This window comes from Dictyobacter sp. Z7_2 (genome assembly GCF_057551105.1).
On record NZ_BAAJPE010000001.1, the window covers coordinates 1,610,305 to 1,633,260 of the forward strand.

A 22,956-nucleotide genomic window follows, 5' to 3' on the forward strand; every position below is an offset into this window, starting at 1 on the left:
CCCGGTCTGTCATGTACTTTTAGGTCATTGAAATAAGAAATGGAAGGTTCTTTATCGCTCATAGATTATACTTTATGAGTAATCTATCAAGCTCACTATTCTCAGATGTATATCGATTAAATAATTTTGGGTAATGCAACGGTGATAGGATCTACTGGAAGGAGTCATATCAGTGCCAGAGCATTTTAAAGAAACACCGTCTGGTGGAGATCAACGTGCTCTTTATAATCAATCTCATACCTCTTCCAGATCCGATGTGCTTAGAAGCAGACTAGCGCAAGACCAAAATAGTCAGAGTGAACAAGCAGACCACTCAAAGTTGTCATTGAGTGAGCAATTAATCAATCGCCAGATGGGAGAACTCCAAGCAACTTATCATCAACAATTTAGTAAAGAAGATTATAGATTACAATTACAAGAAGCAGCTCCATCAGCACAGCATCACGTAGACGTTCCTGAACTTAGCAGAAAGCCAGTACCAGAAAGATCTTCTGATGGCTCTAAGAAACCAGTAGATCTGCAAGGGAAGCCATCAGAGGAGCAATGGCAAAAGGCATTTGAGGCTTTGGCGCATAATGTTCGTCCAGATCCGCCTCATTCCAGCGACGCTTCTTCTCGCGCATTAACTCCTGAAAGTTCATCAAGGTTCAAAATTGCTGACCAACTACAAAGCCTACAACCAACTGACCAGCAAAATTCAAGGCATAGCTCACCTAAACGACGAGACTTCAGTCTGGGAACTATTCCTGAACAATCACAGAAACCAGAGTTGCAGGAACGTATTGATCCAAGGCTAACATCTTTGCATGATCAGCAGATTGCCATCGTCGAGAAGATTTCAAGCATTGAGCAACGTATTAAAGCAGACGAAAAATCTTTGAAAAGGGCAGAAGCATTCATAGCCAAAAAAGATCAAGAACATGCAAACAATATCAGGTCATTACAGGAGGTAATCACTAATCTCGAAGAAAGAAGAGGGAGATTAGATGAAGACATAAAAAACAAAAGAGTTGATAATTTAGAGCTATCCAAAAAACAGCTTGAAGTAGTGACAGGCCTTTTAGCACAAAAGATGCAGGAAAAGTCTGATCGAGGCAAAAAACATTTTGAATACATTTCAAATCCTATAAAAAGAAAAGCGGATTTATCCAAGCAAATAGACGACGCAATATCGAAGAAAAGTCAACATGAAGCAGAGTTGCAGCGCATCACCAGTGAAATTAGTCAATATACAGGACATTCACAGCAGGCCCCGCGTAATATGGAGCATCAACAAACTTCAACAGCATCAGAAGCCAGCCAGGGACCGGTTGAAAGGTCTACAACGCCGCCCCTAGATAAGCCATTGACAGCTAACATACGAGGACCCGAGGATTTTGAAGATCCAACACAGGCGCCGCCACAACCAAAATCATCAATATGGGATAGAGTTATAACAGATCAGGCACTTACCTCAAGATCAAGGAGAGACACCGAACCATTGCCCCCCTGGTTAAGAGATAGTTATTAATGCCTTACCAAATAAATAAGGCATGATAAGCTACATCCTTACTTGACAAAAGCAACTAATTCCTTCTTTTACAATGCATAATAGTCACCTCTGCCAAGTAAAAATAGCGTCGCACGTTACTTTGGATCAGCGATTGTTACGGTATCGCAATCGTCAATGAGTGCCAATTCACCGATCAACTCAAAAGGATGAGCCGGACTCAAAAAGGTCCCTTTGCGCGGAGGACGATAGTTCTGCGCAAAGCGAGCACAGCGCGTCTGGTTACCCTCATAAACTTCAACGTGGAGCGTGCGGACGCGAGTCCCATCGGGGAGCGTTGTATAGCTGTTATACATTAACACTCCGTGATCAACGGAGCTGGAACTCAACATATAAGGAACGATATCACGAGCCTCTTCAAGGGTCTCTGTTTGCAGAACAATCAGATTGAGCCTGATATTCAGCACAGGAATCATATCCTCATCACCTTTGATGGAGGCCAAACCCATCTCTACCGATTTGTGCACGAGATCTAGTAACTCGACATTGATATCATCTAACTTCATAGTTAGTTTCTCCTATCACCTATCACTGACTACATTCAACATACGCTATATAAAAAAAGAAAGCAACAAATTCTTGTTCACTCTATCCAAAAAAATGATGGCAATACGCGACAGTGCCTGCACATTGCGCCATGTTCCTTCTATTAAGAGAAACGCGTAGAGAGCTTCACTTAACCGTTTTCTAGTCAAAATATCTCATGCGACACTTGACAAGCATGGAGCAGATTGCATACGCTTACTGAAGTAGCAGAGATTTCCCGATCACATCGACGCGTATCAATAAAGGAGTAATCGTGGACAAACAGCATTTTTCATCAGGTTCCCACTGGGAACCGATCGTTGGCTATTCGCGTGCATTGCGAGCTGGGCATCTTATTTTTGTCTCCGGTACTACCGCATCCGGGCCGGATGGCAAGGCCGTGTATCCCAATGATCCCTACGCGCAAGCACAGGAGATCTGGCGACGCATCGCGGCGGTGCTTGAGGAGGCCGGAGCTACGCTTAATGACGTTGTCCAGACGCGTCAATATGTGGTCGATATTGCGCAGTGGGAGGAGATTGGACGCGCACATGGCGAGGTCTTCGGCCAAATCCTGCCCACGACCTCGATGGTCGAGGTCAGACGCCTGATCGATCCAAGCCTACTGGTAGAGATCGAAGCGATCGCCATTCTCCCCTCTGATCCCAGCTAAAAACGACATAATATTGCTCTGCCCAAGGCCATCGTGCCTCTGTTGTAGCGGAGACATGCATCCCAAACAGATCCGTTACGCTGTGGGGTGACAGGCCAGCCCACGTAGTACTTTGTCAAAGGTCATCGCACCGATGTCGCATGGGAGACGCGCATCCCAATGGGGTGAGACGCCCACCGACGTAGCGGCGCGGCTCCCCCATCGCCTTTCGGACCTGTTTTGGAGACACGTCTCCCATGCGACAGAGGCGCGATGACCTTTGACAGAGCACAACGCCGGGTTGCAAACAGCTGTGGCGGAAACGATCTAAGAAGCCTTCCTGCGTAAAATACATCCTCTCTGGCGCCCCAAAATAGTAATTATTCCACAAAAAATGTAGATGTGATAATTATGTTCACTATCACTACAACTCATTGCAGGCTTTTTACGTAAAAAACCATAACTAGTAGATTTACTAGCCCGAATGCCCGCAATTGTGTAAATTTCTGGTGGCGAAACGAGTAGTAATGAGGGTGGCACTTTTTGAGAACTTTGGATGATTCTCAGGGAACTGTTTAGCAATAAAAGGAGTAGATGAAAATGGCTATAGTTCTAATTGTGGAAGGCTCAGTTGAGCTCGCATCTGTGATCAAAGAAGAACTAGAAGCACACGCGTACCATGTGTTTATCGCCCAGGAAGGTAATCGAGGGCTTCCATTCTATCAAGGGATGCTCCCCGACGAAATCGTCCTGGAAACACATCCCGACTGCAACAACGAGATTGTTACCTATGGTCCCATCGAGCTTGATCCTCTGGCACATATCATTACCTGGAATGGTGAGACCATCAAGCTCAGTCCCACCGAATTCAACCTTGTCCATCTCCTACTCAGCCATCCGGGCAGAACATTCAGCCGCGCCTACGTGCAAGCGGTGATCTGGAAACAAACATATATCGATGGCGATCGCTCTATAGATAATGCAATGCTACGTATCCGGCGGAAGCTGGCTCCGCTGAGCGAGACGATTGAAACTGTGCGAGGAGTCGGTTATCGGCTGCGGCGAGAATGGCAGGCGTAAAAATTCACTTCTACACGTTGCGACAGATCTGCGACAGATTTGCGACACAATCCTAATGTCTTCAAAGCACATCTTATTCTATACTATGATCACATCCATCGAGATCGGAAAGAACATCTTTTAAATAGACATAAAGTACTATATACACATGTAAAGATAATGTGATCGGTGGATAGCTGAATGTCATTCCAGTTATAAGGATGTAAGGAGAAGCATATTCATGAAGAATGGACATATTCTTCGCCATTTAACGCGCGCTTCCATCATACTGGCCACACTACTGGCACTACTGGCGAGCACAGGACAGAATACATTTGCCGCTGCATCCAAGACATCAAACTTCGATATCAGCAAAACGATTACCGCTAAACCTCTGAGGCAATATGCACAGAAAATTGCGCTCAAGAATGGAAAAGTCGTCTCGGCTACCACCAATCAGAGTATTCCTCCCTGCCTGACAAGCGGGATAGCACCTCGCTGCTACAGTCCGCAGCAGATCAACCAAGCGTACGGCATCACGAAAGCGGGAGAAACGGGGAAAGGGCGCACGATTGTCATCATCGATGCTTCCTCAAGTCCGACGCTCCAGAGTGATATACATTTATATGATCAACTCTACGGATTAAAAGATCCTAAATTGAACGTCTTCGCTCCGTTCGGTCTGCCTCCAGTCAATGGAGCCTACGTAGAGACCGCTCTGGATATAGAAACCGCGCACGCCATCGCCCCCGATGCCACCATCGATCTTGTCGTAACCGGCGATCCCAGCCTCGACACGACAGATGAGCAGTTCTTCACCGATTTCTTCAAAGCGGTGAAATATGCGCTCGATAACAACCTCGGCGACAGCATCGACATCAGCTACGGTTCAGGCGAGAGTTGTTTTAGCCCCGCTTATACACAGCTTCAACATCAAATCTACAGCGAGGCACAGGCGAAAAAGGTCAGCATCATGGTCTCAACAGGAGACAGTGGAGCGGCCATCGCATCCTGCCCGAACGGTCCTGATGGGATAGAGGTCTATGCACAGGGAATTAATGAAATCGCAGCTGATCCACTCGTCACCAGTGTGGGCGGCACCTCACTCAACCTTGACGCCTCCGGCAAATATATCGGAGAAACCACCTGGAACGATGTCAATAATGAAGGGGGAACCGGTGGAGGCTTCAGCACCTATTTCCCACGACCAGCCTATCAGAATAGCGTTACCAATAATCCACATCGCGGCATACCCGACGTCGCGTGGGTAGCTGATCCAAACACAGGCGTCCCGGTCGTCTTCAGCGAAAGTGGAGCGACCCTGATTGTACCAGTTGGAGGCACAAGTGTCGGTGCACCGGCCTGGGCAGCCATCGCCGCGCTCGCGAATCAGAAAGCGGGCAAGCGTCTCGGCTTCCTGAATAGCAGCATCTACCGCATTTTGCAGAGCAGCTCATACACCAAAGGCTTCAATGATATTACCACTGGCGACAATTCAGTGATTATCTTTGATCAGACAGGAAATCAGGTCTACCTCCCAGGATATGCGGCCAACACCGGTTGGGACCCGGTCACAGGTGTCGGAACACCACAGGTCAATAACCTGCTTGGCTTACTGGCTAAATACGTGCAGTCAGGCGATGGTAGCGGCCTTTAATCCCAAGTAGTGAGACACACTGCTGTTTGACAATCTAGCCAATGTACGTCCCCATTCTATCTTCTCAGGACAGAATGGGGACGTACTGCTCAGTCGCGTTAGATGTTGGCATCTGGAGCAGGCTGTTTCCAGGTGCCTTCAAAGACAAACTCACTGAGAGGCTTGCGCACGCGCGGAGCCAGTTCGCGCTCGCGCAGCGTGGGATGCAATTTGTCGGGCGAACCAGGATAACCAAGTGCGATCACGGACACCGGCACATAACCTTCAGGGATAAGCAACAGCTCACGTGCTTTATCACCATCAAATCCACCCATCTGGTGCGTGACCAGGCCAAGGTGTCCGGCTTGAATCACAAGATTTTCCACGGCCATCCCCAAATCGTAGTAGCTATTGCGCTCTTTGCCCGCAAATGGATACAATTTAGCGACCGTAACAATCAGCACAGGAACTTCTTTTGCCCATCCAGAGTTATTGGGTGTCAGAGTTTCCAGAATGCGATCATGATCTTCCTGATTGGTCCGGGTAGCAAAGAGAAAATTCCAGGGCTGTAGGTTGGCCGTTGAAGCCGCCCAACGAGCAGCTTCAAAGAGGCTATGTAACTTCTCTTCTTCAACTGGCTGAGTAGAAAATGCACGGGGACTCCAGCGCTCGCTAATTAACTCGTGAATCGGATGGTCGGCTTCTGCTGGCTTGCGAAAAGGAACGTCGATATTGGTTGTCATAATATTCCCTTCAATGTACATAAAAAGTATCTGGATGTACATCTGGCACTACGTTGGCTGTAATGCCCTGGCATAGCTGATATCTGTCCTCACAAAAACGCTCTATCCAAATAGAGGAGGACAACATATCAGCGGAACACTATGCATCAAGGATCTCTATCCACACTCCCAGTCAACATCGACATATGAAATCCGACAAAACCACACCAAACGATATGGCAGTGCATAGGAAAACCTCTCACCTCAGCCTGAGGATAAGAATGGGGACAATGTGCTCAGTTGAGCTTCGATGCAAAATACACTAATATAAATACTGGCACTAACTTAAACATAGTATACACCACTTTTGAATCCAAAGTCAAGTTTGTTTTGAGCATGCTTATCAAAGGTGATTCGATGATATGACGAAAATAAACGTGCTTATCTGGATAGCTCTGCCCCTCATGAGCAAAAATCTCTTGCACAAAAAGCCTTGCCTCTGATATATTTCATAGAGAACATGTTCTACGCATAATCATCATTTACATCGTGGAGGATATCTTTATGTCCGAAACCAAAGAGGTTAAGAGCTCGTTTGCGGAGGTTCCTGGCGCGAGGCTATTCTACGAGATGGCGGGTGAGGGTGCCCCGCTCATCTTGCTGCATGGAGGCTTCCTCGATAGGCGTATGTGGGACGCGCAGTTCCAATTCTTTGCACAACATTATCAGACGATTCGTTATGATGTACGGCGCTCCGGCAATAGTCAGGATCTACCATCAACAGAGCCCTACGTACTTTATCAAGACCTCTATCACCTCCTCCAGGCGCTGGCAATTCCGCGAGCTTCGCTCGTGGGACTCTCGGGCGGAGCGCGTATTGCTATCGACATGGCAATTGCCTATCCAGATATGGTCCAGAGCCTCGTAGCAGTCTCTCCTGGCGTGAGTGGCTACACATTTCTGGATGAGTGGACGCACGAGCGTGGCAAGGAGCTCCAACAAGCAGCCATGGAAAGAAAGATAGATCTTATGGCCGAGATATTCACAGTGATGTGGACGGATGGTCCCCATCGTACTCCCGAGCAGATGCCTCCTACACTCAGAAAACGCATTCGTGAAATGGTCATACACACCTTTGCGCTCAACACATCACGGATGGAGATACTTGAGCTAGAGCCTCCTGCGCTTGGTCGTCTCGCTGAAATCCAAGCACCCACTCTGATTGTGCTTGGAGATCAAGATACTTCCGATATTCATCGTATTGGCAACCTGCTCAAGACGCAAGTGGCTACGTCAGAACTCGTCATCATCCCTGATACAGGTCACACATTAGTCATGGAAAAACCTGGCGAGTTCAACGTAATCGTTGATCAATTCTTACAAAGGCACACATTATAAGGCTTCTCTCTCAAAATGATAGAATAATAAGGGCGATAAAAGAGCCAGATATGACAATCCCATATTTAACAGCAACAGAAAGAAGTATTCATGTCAAAAGTTCAATTTGGTCTGTTGACCCCTATCAATCCCGCCGATCTTCCGCGTCAGGAGTACCTCAAACAACAGCGTGCTGCACTTGATACCATCTCAGGGCACTTTGATTCTGTCTGGATAGCTGACCATGTGCAATTTGGTGATCGACCGATCTTCGAAGGCTGGACAATGTTAACCTATCTGGCAGCCTTACATCCAGAATTAAAATATGGACATCTGGTCCTCTGCCAGCTTTTTCGAAATCCTGCACTGCTGGCAAAAATGGCCGCCACGCTCCAATATGCCAGTCAGGGTAACTTCATCCTGGGGATAGGCGCAGGCTGGGCGGAGGAAGAGGCTAAATCCTATCATATTCCCTTTCCGCCTGCCGGTCAGCGCGTGAGCGAATTAGATGAGCAGTTACAGATTATCAAAGCGCTCTGGAGCCAGGATAAAGTCACTTTTGAAGGGAAGTATCATCAAGTGACCGATGCCTATTGCCTCCCACACCCCGAGCCACAGCCACCGATACTGATTGCAGGCTTCCAACCACGCATGCTACGTCTGGTCGCTCGCCATGCCGATTGGTGGAATACAGGCATCGATACGTTGGATGCTTTACCAAGAGCCAAAGAGCTCTCAAAAGCTCTGGATGCTGCTTGCGAAGCGATAGGACGCGATCCCAAAACTGTACGCCGTACCGCCATGGTCACGAGATGTTGTGCTCCCACAGAAGACGAAGCGAAAGAGATAGCGGCCAAACATACAGGCCCATTCAGCCCCGGGCTGGTAGGAACACCGGCACAAGTAGCTGAGCAGTTCCACACATTGATCGAGGCTGGTTTCGACTACTTTATGATCTCAGCCGGCGGCTTTCACAGAGAGCTGACAACAGTCGAGATGCTCGCCCACGAAGTGCTCCCCGCCCTCAACAAGTAGCGTCGCACGCTCGCGTGCGATGTCCCAGTAGCTCGTACGATCAAGCTGGCCAGCGTGGCGTGCAGTCTCGTACGTCGAGTGGGACATCGCACGCGAGCGTGCGACGCTACTGGGGTTCATCCTGGCCGATGATGGCTCGCTGAAGCAGGAGGGCGTTGGGCAATGAAACTGTCTGGGCTGTTCCTGCTTCGGTGCTGATCTCTAATACGGTATAGGCGCCGGAGGTTGAGCGTACAATTCCGCTATAATTATCAAAGGTCAGGCGTTGGCCGGTGGGAAATCTTTGCCGCACATAGAAGCCTGCGATAACATGATGCGCCGCCTCACGCGAGCCGAAGGCAAAGGTCAAAGCGAGCGCCAGGCCAGCGGAAGCGACTACCAGAGCCAGACCAGTTGTCAGGATCGTTGTATCAACTCCCAGAGTAGAGAGCGCCAGAATGATCACAAAGGCTACGATAGTATATTCGATTACTCTCCCGAGGGCTCGACCGTAGCTGATACGAACACTACGGGAGATGGCTTCAATCGTTCCTCCCAAAAAGTGCGCGATCATGGAGCCTAAAATGATAATGATGGTAGCGCTGATAGCTCGGGGAATAAATGCAAAGAGGCTGTGTAAGAGATCAACAGCGGTCGTGAAGCCCATCAGGCTGGCGGCGGAGTTCGCAAAGCTGAGCAGTATGAAGAAGAAGATGATTTGCGTGAGAATGTCGGAGATGGGAAAGCGCACTCCAAAGCCGTGGACGGTATGGGTAATGCCAGTACGCTCGAAGAGTTGATCGAGCTGCATACGACGAAAAATAAAGCGCACGATCCAGCGGACCAGCACGCTTAGCAGATAGCCAATCAGCAAAAGTAGCACACCATTCACGAGCCTGGGCAAAAAATCCAGAATGTCGGACAGAATCTTCGTGAGCGCTTGGATAACTGGTTGGAGGGTCATGCCGGTATACTCCTTTATCTAAAATGCAGATCTCAACTATACGTCGCGTCCAGGCTGCTGGACTCCGAGTATGCTGATCAGTCCACCAATGAGATTAATCCATTCGACGAGCCATTCTCCAAAGGCCTTGGATGACAGATCAAGGAGTTCTAAACCATGCTGACGCTGCTGAATACGGGCCAGCAAATTCCTCTCAAAGCCTGCGGGAACGGTCATCTGTGGATAATTCGTCTGGATGGTGGTCAACACGGTACGCACCTGCCGTGTCATTTCTATCTCCTGTCGACATTCCGGGCAGTTGGCAATCGCCTCATCAACTTCGGGACGCAGCACTTCAGGGATGAGGTCATCTACAATATCCGGGATGAGACGGCTTAGCTCTTCACAGTTCATGGACGCTTTCCTTTCTGTCTCTGAGACGACGATTGCTGCTGCAATGTCACAGAGAATGCCAGACGCGTCTGATCACAGAGTTGGAGAAAGAGTTGCTGGAAGGCCAGCCGAGCCCGATGTATACGCATCTTGGCGGCGCTCAAACCAGTTTCAAGAGAAGCGGCGATCTCATCATAACTAAAATCCTCTACATCGCGCATAACCAGCACGCGCACCTGTTCGCGATCCAGCGCACGAAAGACGCGATTGATACAATCCCGCTGCTCCTGTTGCAAAACTTTTTCTTCGGGTCCCGGATTGGATGAAGCCTGACTCTCCAATGGATCGCTGCGATCTTCGGCCTGGCCGTTGCGATCATTGGGAGCCGCAAAGAAGTGAATCCCGCGCCGCCTCAATTTTTGCGATCCATCAATGGCGCTGTTAACGGCAACACGATACAGCCAGGTCGAGAAGGAAGACGCAAATTCAAACGTCTCGATTGAGTGAAACACTTTGACAAAGATGTCTTGCGTAATCTCTTCAGCATCTTCTCGATTCGGAACCATGCGATAGACAATCGTATAGACACGATCCATATGTCTCTGCACCAAAATTTCGTAACTCTCGGTGTATGTGGGAAGCTCTGCCTGACACCGTTTGACTAATGCCTCATCTGAGAGTCCGCTATCTTCATTCATCAACGCAGCCTCTACCTTTCCAAGACGAGTTATGTGGTATGAACGAGAGTAGTATAGCAATGCATCACGGCATTGTCTAGTTGTATGCAGGAAGACAATGCAGGATTCAACAGCGTGACTTTTTTATCAGGGTGGCGTCTAATCAACTATATTCACCATAAGTATACATTGAAGGTGCTCTTCACGGCACTACTATATTTCTCTGACGTGCTGATGCAGATGATGAGGTCATCTGCATCCATGCATATCTTCTCAAACAGCCTATCGGGCAGGATAAAGGGACCTCAGTATCATGAAAACGATTCTTATTATCGAAGACGATGAAGCTATCAGCGAGCTACTGCGCCTCGCCATTCAGTCGGAGACGCCACATCTTGTGCTGCTAGCATCGACCGGCTTTGAAGCACTTAATATGGTTGAACACATTAATCCCAATCTTATTCTTATCGACTATCTTCTGCCAAGCATGAATGGACTCGATCTCTATGATCGCTTGCATGCGATACCAGACTTGCAAACGGTGCCAACAATCCTACTCAGCGCTACATCCAATCTCGAAGATCTGCGAGGACAGCGTCAGGTCTCGGTGATAGCCAAACCCTTTGATATAGAGACTCTCCTCCAGGCCGTCCATAGTCATCTCGGCGACCAGTAATAAGCAGAAGCGGAAGATTTTTATCGCGAGGCGCTGAGACGTTGCTTCTGTGTGGTCTGAAATTCCAGCGCCAGACGATGATAGAGATCTTCCCACTGACCCAGAATCTTGTGACGGTCATGCTCGGCAATGATGTGCAGGCTCTCCTCTCCCATCTTTGCATGTAGCTGCTCGTCGCACAACAGCTGATCAATGCGCAATGCCATCTCCTCACTATTCCCAGGAGCAAACAGGAAGCCATTGCGTTGATGATGAACCAATTCGGGCAGCGCGTACGCATGCGCTGCAACCACGGGCAAGCCACAAGCCATCGCCTCCATCAGCGCCATACTCTGCAACTCGGCCTCCGAGGGGACGACGAAGAGACGCGAGAGACGGCGTAATGGGATCAGGTCGGCATCATTGATATAGCCCAGAAAACTGACACGATCATTGAGCTGAAGACGATCTACATACGCACGCAGCTCAGCCTCCGCTGGACCAGAGCTCACTAAAGCCAGATGAGCCTGTTGCTTCATCTGGACCAGAGCGTCGAGGAGCACCTCGATACGCTTCTCGGGACTCAAACGGTTGACATGTAAAATAATCGGACGATCTTCCGGCAAGTCCAGACGCCTCAAGACCTCCGGCTGCGCTGGACCGGGCGAATAGCTGTGCAGGTCGATACCATTTGAGATCACCGCCGATGGCACACGCAGACCATGTTCAAGCAAGAGGTTCAGCGCGATTAGCGTCGGAGACGTGACATAATCGCAGCGATTGTAGAATTGGATCAGATAGGAGTATGTAATACTGCTGAGTGGCTTCCCCCACAGCGGATCAGCTAGCACGGCACGACTCAGGACATTACCGGGCAGATAGTGATTTGTCACAATCACAGGCTTATGCAGGCCCGGCGCCAGGATCTGCGCGATATTCCCCAGCACAATTGGCGAATGCACATGGATGACATCTGGATTACTCTGCTTGATCAAGCGCCGTATCGATAGAAATGGGAGAAATGGGATACGTTGATCTTTATAGGCAGGCCATTCAAACGAGGAGAAACGACTCACATGGATCTGTTGCTCAAGACTTTGAATGCTCCGCGCTCCCGAACTCGGAGCCACAACCCAGACCTGATGACCCCGTTTGACAAAGTCAACCGCCAGGCTATGAGTAATATTGGGTACGCCCCCCACCATTGGAGGATACTGATCTGTCACAATCATAATGCGCATGGCTCGATTGCTCACTTTCACCCACAAAATTCACGATTATAAAAGTCATTTTGTCATGGATTAAACAATCGCGTCAAACAAGTAGTGCTCTAACCCACAGCTTCGCGAGCCTGTTTTGGATACACATCTCCGATGTGACGTAGTAACGGAATAGGATATAATGTGTTGTTAGGGAACTGTTAGGATCACACGTACAATGCACAGAGAGGAGTACGCATGGAGCAATCGGTGGCACAAAAGGGCGAGGTGTCTCACACGCTTCTTACCTACTGGCAAGATGGTCAGGAACAGCATCTCAGCGTTGGAACAGCAGCGTGGTACTCCTGGCTGGAACATGCGATATCCTTTCGTTTCAGCAGCGAGAGCGGGACCTTTACTGCTCAGAAGGCTCGCAGTGGCAATGGACGTGGCAGCTGGTACTGGCGTGCGTACAGCCGTCGCCACGGACAACTCCTGCGCTGCTATCTGGGCAAGTCGGAGGATCTGAGTCTCGAACGCCTGCTCGGTGCTGCCCAACAACTATTGGATGCCTCTGATCGCAGTGAGCAGCATGAGTCGGTAGACCTTCCAGCGAGCGATGTCACCACTGCCATGTCGGAGGATACGCTGGTCTTCACCAAGTTGCTCATCCCCCGCCTCTCAAGACAACATATTGCGCGTCCCCACGTGCTGGCACTGCTTGACCGTGCCGTGGAGGCCAGTCTCCTGACACTCGTCTCGGCCCCCGCTGGCTCGGGCAAAACCACCCTCTTCGCGGAGTGGTGCGCGACGAAGGAACATATGAGCGCGGATCGTTCACCAGGAGATTCTTCACCTCTGCATCCTTCTCGTTCATTGCCCGTTTCCTACGTTGCCTGGCTGGCACTGGAGAGTGCGGATGACGATGCGGTCCGCGTGCTGATGTATATCATCGCTGCACTGGCTCACTTTGATCCACGGATCGGTCAACAGGCGCGTACGCTGTTGCGCCTGGCACAAGGGAACAATGTGGAACAGGTGCTGACGAGTTTGATCAACGATCTCGCTATGTATCTCACGCAGGAGGTCGTTCTGATCCTGGATGACTATCACCTGATTACGACTCCGGCAATCCACACCCTGCTGCTCTTCCTGTTGGATCACATGCCTCCGCATCTACGCCTGGTGATTGGCACGCGCTCTGATCCGCCACTCCCACTGACCCGCTTGCGCGCTCGTGGTCAGCTCAGCGAAGTACGTGGCGAGGATCTCCGCTTTGCTCCCACCGAAACCGCCGCGTTTCTGAGCAAGATGGGTCTTACGTTGAATGCCAGCGACCAGCAGCGCCTTGAACAGCGCACCGAGGGATGGATTGCGGGTATCCAGTTGCTGGCGCTGGCTTTACGCGGGCGTGCCAATCCTGCGGCACTGCTCAAGACCTTTGCGGGCAATCATCGCTTTATTACCGAGTACCTCAGCGACGAGGTGTTGCAGCAACAACCGGTCGAATTGCGCGACTTTTTGCTGCGCACCAGCGTGCTGGAACGTCTCTGCGGCCCACTCTGTGACGCGCTCACCCAGAGAGCTGACGGGCAGGTGATGCTGACCGAGTTGCGGCAGGCCAACCTGTTCATCAGTGCCCTCGACGACGATGAGCAATGGTATCGCTACCATCCGCTGTTTGCGACCGTTCTACGCGAACAGCTGCAACGCCAGGAACCTAACATCATAACCGAGCTGTACCGCCGCGCCGGAGCCTGGTACGAGCAACAAGACCTCATGTTTCAGGCAATCGAGTATGCACTCCTCGCGAACGACTACTCCCATGCAGCCGATCTGATGGAGCCGCTGGCACGCACGATGGTCCAGCGTGGAGATCTCACAGCCTTGCAGCACTGGGCGGAGCAACTGCCCAATGAGGTGCTGTTTGCGCATCCGCATCTCTGTCTGGCGGTTATATGGGCCTTCCTGTTTGATGGACAGGACACTCGTATGCATGAGGTGATGACGCAGGTCGAGTGCTATCTGCGTGAACATCAGCATGAAAGTACAACCCAGGAGTGGCGAGAGCTGCGCGGTGAGCTCCAAATCTTCGAGGCGGTGGCTGCGTTGCCGGACAACGACACCGACAATGCCATCAAGCAGAGTCGGGCTGCACTGGACGTCTTGCCCGCCGACGCGCACTATCTGCGTCAGCTCGCCTCACTCAGTAGCGCCATCGCCATGAGTGCCACCTATCGCGCCAGCGGCGACATCGCCGCTGCAGAGAAGGTGCTGGTCCGTCTCAACACAGAGCAGATGGAGGGCTTCCATTTTCTGAGTATGATTGCCATCAACGATCTGACCGAGCTGTATCAAGCACAGGGACATCTGCGCAAGATGGCACAATACTACGAACATCTGCTGCCACTGCTCCCCGCAGCCACAAAACTCCCACCCCTGATGTTGTTCTCTGTCTACGCGAATTATGTGAGCTTACTGTATGAATGGAACCGCCTGGATGACGCCGCAATCAGTATTGATCGCGTCTTGCAGGCACATCATCACGGGAGCAAGCTAGAAGAGATATTCAGCCTGATGTATCTGTTACGAGCCAATATCTCTATGGGACAGGAGCGCGTTGATGAGGCGTTGCATATGCTGCATGAATTGGACAACATGATCAACACAGAAACGATCTCTACCTCGCTAAGAGCGGATGCTGACGCGCAGCGAGCGCATATATTGCTGCGTGCCGGGAGGCTAGAAGAAGCGTTTCGCTGCATACACGCGTACCATATGAGTAACGATGACCAGATCAATGAACAACTGGATACAGAACAATTCTATCAGCAGATGGCTCTGGCACACGTGTTAATCGCTCAAGCGAACAGTGAACAGGATCCCCACAGCCTGACCGAGGTCCTGAAGCGGCTCGATAGATGGTGCAATTTCAGCCAGTTGCGCGGCTTCAACGGCTGGTTGATCGAGGCACTCGTACTAAAGGCGATGGCTTTTGAGGTCCGTGGTAATGTTCAGCAGGCATACGCGGACTTGAGGGATGCCCTGACACTGGCCGAGCCAGAAGGCTACATCCGCACCTTCGCCGATAAAGGAGAGCTGATGGCACGTCTACTCTCCAGCCTTGCAGCCCACCCTCAGCAACGAGGCTCCGTCGCGCCAATCTACATTCAAACCTTGCTGGCAGCGATCAAGCATGACAAAGCGTCCAATTCTGATAACTCGTCAACGGCCTCTCCTCCTTTATTGCCCTCCACTCGTCAGGCGTCACTCCTTGAACGCTTGACTCCTCGTGAGCAAGATGTACTTACACTCCTGGCCTCTGGTGCCTCAAATCAGGCGATTGCCGACGCATTGATCATCACTCCCAATACGGCCAAGCGCCATGTCAAACATATTCTTGGCAAGCTAGGTATCACCAATCGCGTCCAGGCAGTGATACGAGCACGCGAGCTGAACTTGCTCTGAAATATACTCCCTGAAATACTCCCTGAGGAGTACGACGAACTGGCCCCACAGCACTACACTTGTGAAAGACGAGCGAAACACGAAGGTGTCACACACATATCCTTCTATTCCTCATCAACAAGCGTTTTGGGTACATCCTCCTTAATGGGGACACAGTAATAGAGAAAAGGGGACTTCATGTTAGAACAACAACAGATTACAATTATTGGTGGTGGCCTGGGTGGCCTGACACTGGCAAGTATCTTGCATCAGCACGGCGTCGATGTCGCAGTATATGAACTTGAGGCTTCGCCCACGGTCCGACACCAGGGCAGCATCCTGGATATGCATAAGGAGTCGGGCCAGATGGCTCTACAGCGTGCAGGGCTCTTTGAGACTTTTCGTGCGCACGTGATTCCGGGGGCCGATACGATGCTGATCCTGGATAAGACAGGGGCCAGACACTTTCAACATAGTTCCAACGATACGCGACCAGAAATCGATCGAGGGGTCCTGCGGGACCTTCTGCTACAATCATTGCCAGCCGAGAGCATTCACTGGAACAGCAAGGTGAGCAGGGTCGCCAGGCTGGAGGAGGGTCGCTACGAAGTGCAGTTAGCTAATGGCGAGACATTCACCACGACGTTATTGATTGGCGCCGATGGAGCCTGGTCGAAGGTTCGGCCGTTGCTATCAGAGGAGCGTCCAGTCTACGCGGGCGTTTCATGGGTCGAGACGCATCTCTTCGAGATCGATGTGCGCCATCCTGAAATTGCCGCGCTGGTTGGTCGCGGCTCAATGCAAGCGTTGTCCGACGAGAAGGGGCTGCTGGCACAACGCAACGGCGCAGGAAACCTGACCGTTTGGATCACGCTCAAGACGGACGAGCATTGGCTGACGACTGCCGGCATCGACCTGAAAGACACTGCGTCTGCTCAGCGGCACCTGGTCGACATCTTTGCCGACTGGGATGAGCACCTGCGTGCGCTCATTACCGAGCATGACACGGAGTTTCTTCTGCGCAACCTCTATACCCTGCCAATCGAGCACAGTTGGAAGCGTGTACCGGGCGTGACGCTGTTGGGGGATGCAGCACACTTGATGCCTCCCTCGGGCGAGGGAGCCAATCTCGCTATGCGCGATGGTGCCGAACTGGCCGAGGCTCTGCTGTCTCACCCGCATGATGTGGAGGCAGCCCTGGCGGTGTACGAAGAGGCGTTATTTCCGCGCAGTGCCGCTATGGCCGTAGATTCCTTCGCACTGCTTGCCGATTTCTATACGCCCACCGCGCCTCAAGAGTTGGTGGCGCACTTTGCCGCCCAGTAGCGCCATGTCCATGAGCCATGGAAGGGTTGCAGAACAGAAATGCAAGCGATGGGAAAATTCCTTTTACATTTTTTGTCTGTAAAGTATGCAAATGTAGCACAGGGGTTTTACGCCCCTGTGAGCTCCCATAGCGCTCAAGATCACTTCTGGGTGTTCCCCTGAGAGAGGCTCTGGGTGCCAACATGTTGCATATATAGCATGGTTACCTCACAGGGGCGTAAAACCCCTGTGCTACATTTGTGTACTTTACAGGCAAAAAGAGCATTCATCTCAGTCATTGATCTTCACAGGTACTTACAAGAAAGATGCGGGGAAGAGATAGTACGACGCTACGTTTGGTCACAACGAATTTCGCTGAGAGCTTTACCAACCGTTCCAATGGACAATATCATCCAGAGGCTGACGAGGTCCCGGCTTGAAATCTGTGCCGAGCGTATAGGCTACGGGGATAAGTGAGGTCTGCGTAAATTTATCATAGGGGATGCCCAGGATTTCTGCTACCTGCTGCTCATAGCCAAGATGCAACGTGGTCCAGACGGTTCCCAGGCCACGCTCCCTGGCGGCCAGCATAAAGCTCCAGACAGCCGGCAAGATAGAGCCCCAATAACCCGCCTGGACGGCAGCAGGTTTGTTATCGACACGTCCACGCAGACAAGGGATCATCATCACGGGCACCTCGTGCATATGATCCGCCAAATACTGGGCCGAATCCTGGACACGCCGAGCAGTGCGTTCTTTCTCTGTTTCTGGCTCGGATGTGCCAGTGGTGGCTGCTCTAGTTCCACCATAGGCCCCCTCCCAACCCTTCCGATAGAAATCCGCGACCGCCAACTTCTTAGCTGGATCGGTCACAATCACAAAATGCCACCTCTGCATGTTACTACCGCTAGGAGCCTGCACAGCTAATTCAATACACTCGCGAATCACCTCTGGCTCAACGGGACGCGCAAGGTCGAGACGCTTACGCACAGAACGAGTCGTTGAGAGCAATTGATCAGATGTAAGATTAAGGTAAGTCATCAAGCCTACTCCATTCTCCCTATTCCACAATGAACATATCCGACAGACACAATGTTTATCTATACAACATTGATAGATGTTACCATCATCATACATTACGCTGGTAGGTCGAAACCAGTCTCACTATATCAAAGGATGTCATTCATCCTTTGCACTGGAAAAGAGGTCGAGCGCAGCGAAGGCCTTCGCTGCGCTCGACATTTATGTCACCTGGTCCTCTGTTAGGAAGATGTGGTGACGGTCAATGCGGTATCATCTACGAAGAAGCTACTCGTCAATGCGGAGTCCGTTGTTCCGTAGAAGTACACTTGAATACTCTTACCCGTATAGCCTGACAGCGCGGAAGTCACATCGAAGCTATATTGGGTCCACCCCGCAGCATTCTTGTTAGAAAGCGTCTGAGGCGTTGAAATGGTTGTGCCACTACTCGTACGCAGACGCGCATAGAAGTAGTCGTACGCTGTACTTGTCGTTTCATTCGTACTGATATAGACCCAATAGCTCAACACAACTTTCGTTGTGGTGGCTGGAAGAGCCACTGTTTGATAGATACTATCCTTGCAAGAATTATATCCGCACAGATACGCACCATCGCTGCCAGCATGCGCTCGGGTAGTAGCGACAATTTCGTAGCCGCCAGAAGAACTCTCCGTCCACGACGTTGAGCCGCTCTCGAAACCAGGATTGAGCAGGAGTTGCGATGTTGTGCCGCCGCCGCCACCACCGCCGCCACCGCCGCCGCCTGTGGTCGTACCTGCCAGATCTTGAGCGATATTCCAGGCGTCAGGCGTGCCAATGCCGGAGGCATTGTCATAACCTGTGGTTGCCGAGTAGTAGAGGTTGTTCCCGGATGTTACATCGTGATACGCCTTATAGGTCTGTGTGGTGTTGTAGAGGGTATACAGGCTGGCACTGGCACTACCCAGCACAGCCTTGCTCTGAGCCGTCAGATACGAATTGATATCCGTCGCCGTGGCTGCCCATAATGGTGCGGCCGCACTGGTCCCACCAACTGAGATCCAACCAGAGCTAGAACATCCCGCCGCTGTGACGGTACAGTAGACCGAATAACCAGAGGCTGGATCGGCATCGGCCGAGACATCTGGCACCTCGCGATGAGAGTTCGTCAGGTTGGTTCCTGTCTGATAGCTTGGACGTGTGAAGTAGGTGCTGATACCTCCGCCGCCGCCTTCGCTTGAACTGGAGACACCCCATGCGGATTCGCTACCGTATGTACTCCCACTGCCCAGCGTCAACTTTGTACCACCCACACCGACGACGTTGGGATCATCGGCAGGAGAGTCAACAGCCAGCGCACTTGTCCCACAGTCATAAGCACCAGAGTCGCCAGAAGCGGCAAAGAATGCCTGTCCCTGTGCAGCGCCCTCGGCGAAGATATTATCCAGCGTGCTAAGGGCCGCGTTCCCAGAAGCCGACTCACATTCGCCCCAGCTGATACTGGTTACTTTGGCCAGATTGTCAGTGACAATTTTGTTGTAGGTGTCAGTGACACCTGTATTCGTGTTAGGACCAATATAGATCTTCTGCGTCGCACTGGGTGCAATCGCTGAAACGACCTCCATATCCAATTCGACCTCAATAGCACCCGCACCCGCAGTATTTGTTGCTCCATCAACCAACACATTCGAGTATTTCGCGCTACCAAGGCTATAATTGCTGAGATACGTCGTTACGTCCGAGGATTTATAGCCATCTAATTCAAAAATGGCTGTCGTCTGACCCGTTCCAGTACCACCAGCACTGATAAGAGAGTTTTCATCATAAGCGGTGCGAAGATCGGTGGGGGTAAAGCCACCGCCCGGACCGGCCGCCGGTTTCGCCTGTTTGGTGATGCTGGCATGACGATATTTCGCCACGTTGTCCAGTCCTCCGATATTCAGGATCGTTGCGCCCAGTGCATCGGGAACAGTCGGATCAGAGGAGGGCGAGTAGACAGTACGACCATTGAGGCTGTAGTCGTTCAATGTCACCCCAAAAGCTTGCTCGACATTGGCCACCGAACCAGCAGCAGATACCAGCAAGTTATTCGAGGACACTGATTTGACCTGAATTCCCTGGCCCTTCAAGTACGCTACCACACTATCCACAGAGGCCTGCGTTGGACCAAATTCAGCTGTAAATTGCTGGGGCGTCAGAAATTGATGATAGGATGCCGATTTTGGATCGTTTTGAGCCGCAATCAGTGCGGTCAATGCATCCCGATTGCGTAAGTTCAGACTAATCGAGAGTTGAAGTTGATTACTCTTGCTGGTCGCGTGCTCAGGCCGGTCGTTTTTCAGCTCCGGAGCAATATGACCGGGCAACGTATGACGACCACTATCAGGGGCGGCATAAATGGATGTGCTATGGATCGTCACAGATGCCAATAAAGCAAGGAGCGCGGCACAAGCCACAAATACGAGATGAGGATACCTCGCTTGTCGTGAATTCCTTTTCAAATTACCTCCCAAATGGTAGAACCATAAGCATTATGGCAAGAACAACACAATAATAGCGAAACAATTATGTTACAGCCTCGTAAATAAAACTCACAAACACCCTTGTTATCGTATCTGGTCCTTGCCCAATCCTATAATAATAAAGTCTACTGGACGACAATTGTATTTCACTTCCATAAAAATTTTATCTTTTCCTTACAAAAAATAAGTTAATAATTATCTAACTGTATCTACCCAATTACTTCTGACAACGATATCACCTCATCGCTCAATAGGCCTGACATGATGATGAAAATAAGGCAAAAATTTCTGATACTTCCATCCTTATTAAAATACCCAATCACCCCATCTATCTAATGTCATTAGTAGATGTTAAAAACACCGCTTATAATAACTTATATAGCATAAAATAACTATTTAGCCGATCTATGAAGCACGATTTACGCAACAAAAAAGCCTATATCGCGCTTTTTTAAGTACCAAAAGCTCATTGTTAGCAGCAAAGGCATAGCATCACTACACAAATTATTACATAAGACTTATCATAAGAAATTTTTTGTATAAGATAAGTAGGAACAGAGGATTAATTAAAGCAAATATAGTATACTGATGCCATTACAGTCCTGTGTATTTCTACTTTAGGAGTGGCATTTGATGAAGTTTCAAAAAAGATTGCGCTTCATTTTATTACTATTTATGCTTCTTTTAGTTTTGTTCTTTGTAGGCGGTACACAAACAGTGCTGGGAGAGACCCCACAGCAATTCGAGCATACCGATAATCCCATCGATATCGATCCACCGATCCAGTTGCCATCCAGCCATCCCATCGTACGCACAATTTTGCACAATCAAACCTTCGGCAACGCGCCTCCGCCAGCAACAACCGCAGTGACCCTCCCGGCAGGCCACTGGGAGAAAGTTATCCTGACCATCACCGGGACACAGCAGGGACGCCAGTATGACCGTTTACTGCTGATGTGGGCTGGCAATACGCAAATTTTTGCTGGCGTGACTCCTGAACCGACCGCAGCCGGGATCAGTTGGAAAGTCCAAAAAGACGTGACAGTCTATCTGCCTCTCCTGGCAGGAAAGCAGACGATCACGACGCAACTGGCGAACTACGTCACCTCTGTCTACACAGGCATCCCCTCAATTTCAAGCGAGCTGGACTTCTATCCCAGCCAGATCATCCCCACGAGCAGTACCAATGCCTGGGCGCTCCAGCCTCCAGATACGATTGTCCCTATCACCAGCCAGCCTGACATGACCACGGTCAACACAGGGCAGTCCTTAACCTCTGATGTCACGCTGCCACACGATATCACTGGAGCTTATTTAGATCTCTACGCGATAGGTCAGAACACCGACGAGTTCTGGTGGGCCAATAATCCAGCCTTCCGCGAGGTCGAAGTCTCAATCGATGGCAAGCCAGCAGGAGTTGTCTGGCCCTTCCCCTATATTTATACCGGTGGAGTTAATCCGCTTCTCTGGCGTCCACTGACCGCCGTTCGCACCCTCAACCTGCCCGCCTATCAACTGGATCTGACTCCGTTCGCAGGATTACTGGGAGGAAAGCATACAGTCAGTATCCAGGTAGAGAATAATCAGAACTACTGGCTGCTAGCCGGCTCGCTCTTTCTTTATGAAAATCATGGAAAAGTCACGACTGGAAGTATCACCAGCGATACTCTGACATTCCCCACGCAAGCACCATCAACCACAACAGGTATCCTTGGCAACACAAGCAATCCACTACTCAACGAAGAGGCCAGCAGCAGTTACAAAATTCAGGGCACAATTCAGAGCAGTAATGGCAGTTGGACCGCCAGTGTCGACTCATCGCTTCATGTATCCAACGACCAGACAAACGTCAATCCAGGCTACTGGCAGTTGGTCCACGGACTACAAGATGTCACCACCAGCGAAACGTTGACCGACGCGCACGGAAAATTAATCTCGCAACGGCAGAGCGATGACTCGTATACACTCGACGCCTCAAGCGCCTACCTGCAACCCGGCGACAATCTCAACGCCTTCTTCTTGCCAGCAGATGTAACACAATCATTGAATGAGATACACGCAACCAGTGGTACCGCCTTCAAAAAGCCATACCATAGCTCGCTCTACGAAACCATCCAGGGCTATGCAGCCATCCAATCGAACACAGGAACAAACATCAGTAACGGCTCATCAACGGCCTACGCGAACCTCGAAGACTCCTCCGGGAGAAATTACCACGAGATCATAGAAGCTCGCGGAGGAGTCATCACGCTCCAAAAGATCACCGGAAAGTAACTATCCCA

The 22,956-nt window shown here is 50.6% G+C and carries 18 protein-coding genes; 10 read left to right on the top strand and 8 right to left on the bottom strand.

Annotation, left to right across the window (positions count from 1 at the left end; translation table 11 throughout):
• Nucleotides 1-172 precede the first annotated feature (172 nt).
• Nucleotides 173-1,510 carry a hypothetical protein gene (locus AC27N8_RS06205; RefSeq protein WP_487065035.1) on the top strand — a complete coding sequence of 446 codons (1,338 nt, stop codon included), beginning with the start codon at nucleotides 173-175 and terminating at the stop codon, nucleotides 1,508-1,510.
• 116 nt (nucleotides 1,511-1,626) lie between these two features.
• Here AC27N8_RS06205 and AC27N8_RS06210 read toward each other — a convergent pair whose 3' ends face one another.
• A complete protein-coding gene (locus tag AC27N8_RS06210) occupies nucleotides 1,627-2,055 on the bottom strand; it encodes a hypothetical protein (RefSeq protein ID WP_487065037.1) in 429 nt (142 codons plus the stop codon).
• A 293-nt stretch (nucleotides 2,056-2,348) separates the two neighbouring features.
• On the opposite strand from AC27N8_RS06210, the gene AC27N8_RS06215 reads away from it, so the two are divergent.
• From AC27N8_RS06215 to AC27N8_RS06225, 3 genes are all read left to right on the top strand, one after another.
• Nucleotides 2,349-2,747 (top strand): RidA family protein, encoded by a 399-nt coding sequence (locus tag AC27N8_RS06215; protein ID WP_487065039.1) that lies wholly within the window; start codon nucleotides 2,349-2,351, stop codon nucleotides 2,745-2,747.
• A 579-nt stretch (nucleotides 2,748-3,326) separates the two neighbouring features.
• Complete coding sequence (locus tag AC27N8_RS06220) at nucleotides 3,327-3,806, top strand: response regulator transcription factor (protein ID WP_487065041.1); 480 nt, start codon at nucleotides 3,327-3,329, stop codon at nucleotides 3,804-3,806.
• Between the two features lie 220 nt (nucleotides 3,807-4,026).
• A complete protein-coding gene (locus AC27N8_RS06225; RefSeq protein WP_487065043.1) occupies nucleotides 4,027-5,442 on the top strand; it encodes a S53 family peptidase in 1,416 nt (471 codons plus the stop codon).
• A 98-nt stretch (nucleotides 5,443-5,540) separates the two neighbouring features.
• Here AC27N8_RS06225 and AC27N8_RS06230 read toward each other — a convergent pair whose 3' ends face one another.
• The gene (locus AC27N8_RS06230; RefSeq protein WP_487065045.1) at nucleotides 5,541-6,164 is read right to left on the bottom strand and encodes a nitroreductase family protein; all 624 of its coding nucleotides are present in this window, start codon (nucleotides 6,162-6,164) and stop codon (nucleotides 5,541-5,543) included.
• A gap of 543 nt (nucleotides 6,165-6,707) precedes the next feature.
• Between AC27N8_RS06230 and AC27N8_RS06235 the strand changes: the two genes are divergently transcribed.
• The gene (locus tag AC27N8_RS06235; protein ID WP_487065047.1) at nucleotides 6,708-7,541 is read left to right on the top strand and encodes an alpha/beta fold hydrolase; all 834 of its coding nucleotides are present in this window, start codon (nucleotides 6,708-6,710) and stop codon (nucleotides 7,539-7,541) included.
• 90 nt (nucleotides 7,542-7,631) lie between these two features.
• Entirely contained in the window at nucleotides 7,632-8,555 is a 924-nt protein-coding gene (locus tag AC27N8_RS06240) for an LLM class flavin-dependent oxidoreductase (protein ID WP_487065049.1), read from the top strand.
• A 106-nt stretch (nucleotides 8,556-8,661) separates the two neighbouring features.
• Here AC27N8_RS06240 and AC27N8_RS06245 read toward each other — a convergent pair whose 3' ends face one another.
• From AC27N8_RS06245 to AC27N8_RS06255, 3 genes are read right to left on the bottom strand one after another with little or no spacing between them, the layout of a single operon-like run.
• Nucleotides 8,662-9,498, bottom strand: a complete 837-nt coding sequence (locus AC27N8_RS06245) for a mechanosensitive ion channel family protein (RefSeq protein ID WP_487065051.1) — start codon at nucleotides 9,496-9,498, stop codon at nucleotides 8,662-8,664.
• A 36-nt stretch (nucleotides 9,499-9,534) separates the two neighbouring features.
• Nucleotides 9,535-9,891, bottom strand: coding sequence for an anti-sigma factor family protein (locus AC27N8_RS06250; protein WP_487065053.1), 357 nt, complete (start codon nucleotides 9,889-9,891; stop codon nucleotides 9,535-9,537).
• On the bottom strand, nucleotides 9,888-10,568 hold the full coding sequence (locus AC27N8_RS06255; protein WP_487065055.1) for an RNA polymerase sigma factor: 681 nt from the start codon (nucleotides 10,566-10,568) through the stop codon (nucleotides 9,888-9,890). Before AC27N8_RS06255 ends, AC27N8_RS06250 begins: the two co-directional genes overlap by 4 nt.
• Before the next feature lie 292 nt (nucleotides 10,569-10,860).
• On the opposite strand from AC27N8_RS06255, the gene AC27N8_RS06260 reads away from it, so the two are divergent.
• The gene (locus AC27N8_RS06260) at nucleotides 10,861-11,223 is read left to right on the top strand and encodes a response regulator (protein WP_487065057.1); all 363 of its coding nucleotides are present in this window, start codon (nucleotides 10,861-10,863) and stop codon (nucleotides 11,221-11,223) included.
• Between the two features lie 20 nt (nucleotides 11,224-11,243).
• Here the strand turns inward: AC27N8_RS06260 and AC27N8_RS06265 are convergent, their stop codons facing one another.
• Nucleotides 11,244-12,443, bottom strand: a complete 1,200-nt coding sequence (locus AC27N8_RS06265) for a glycosyltransferase (protein ID WP_487065059.1) — start codon at nucleotides 12,441-12,443, stop codon at nucleotides 11,244-11,246.
• Between the two features lie 216 nt (nucleotides 12,444-12,659).
• Here AC27N8_RS06265 and AC27N8_RS06270 point away from each other — a divergent pair, with 216 nt between their 5' ends.
• Both AC27N8_RS06270 and AC27N8_RS06275 read left to right on the top strand, forming a co-directional pair.
• A complete protein-coding gene (locus tag AC27N8_RS06270) occupies nucleotides 12,660-15,869 on the top strand; it encodes a winged helix-turn-helix domain-containing protein (protein WP_487065061.1) in 3,210 nt (1,069 codons plus the stop codon).
• Between the two features lie 177 nt (nucleotides 15,870-16,046).
• Nucleotides 16,047-17,174: an FAD-dependent oxidoreductase gene (locus tag AC27N8_RS06275; protein ID WP_487065063.1), complete on the top strand. Its 1,128-nt coding sequence runs from the start codon at nucleotides 16,047-16,049 to the stop codon at nucleotides 17,172-17,174.
• A 363-nt stretch (nucleotides 17,175-17,537) separates the two neighbouring features.
• Here AC27N8_RS06275 and AC27N8_RS06280 read toward each other — a convergent pair whose 3' ends face one another.
• Together AC27N8_RS06280 and AC27N8_RS06285 are read right to left on the bottom strand one after the other, a co-directional pair.
• Nucleotides 17,538-18,194, bottom strand: a complete 657-nt coding sequence (locus AC27N8_RS06280; RefSeq protein WP_487065065.1) for a nitroreductase family protein — start codon at nucleotides 18,192-18,194, stop codon at nucleotides 17,538-17,540.
• A gap of 221 nt (nucleotides 18,195-18,415) precedes the next feature.
• On the bottom strand, nucleotides 18,416-20,653 hold the full coding sequence (locus tag AC27N8_RS06285; protein ID WP_487065067.1) for a protease pro-enzyme activation domain-containing protein: 2,238 nt from the start codon (nucleotides 20,651-20,653) through the stop codon (nucleotides 18,416-18,418).
• A 654-nt stretch (nucleotides 20,654-21,307) separates the two neighbouring features.
• On the opposite strand from AC27N8_RS06285, the gene AC27N8_RS06290 reads away from it, so the two are divergent.
• Nucleotides 21,308-22,948, top strand: coding sequence for a peptide-N4-asparagine amidase (locus tag AC27N8_RS06290; RefSeq protein ID WP_487065069.1), 1,641 nt, complete (start codon nucleotides 21,308-21,310; stop codon nucleotides 22,946-22,948).
• The last annotated feature ends 8 nt before the right edge of the window (nucleotides 22,949-22,956 follow it).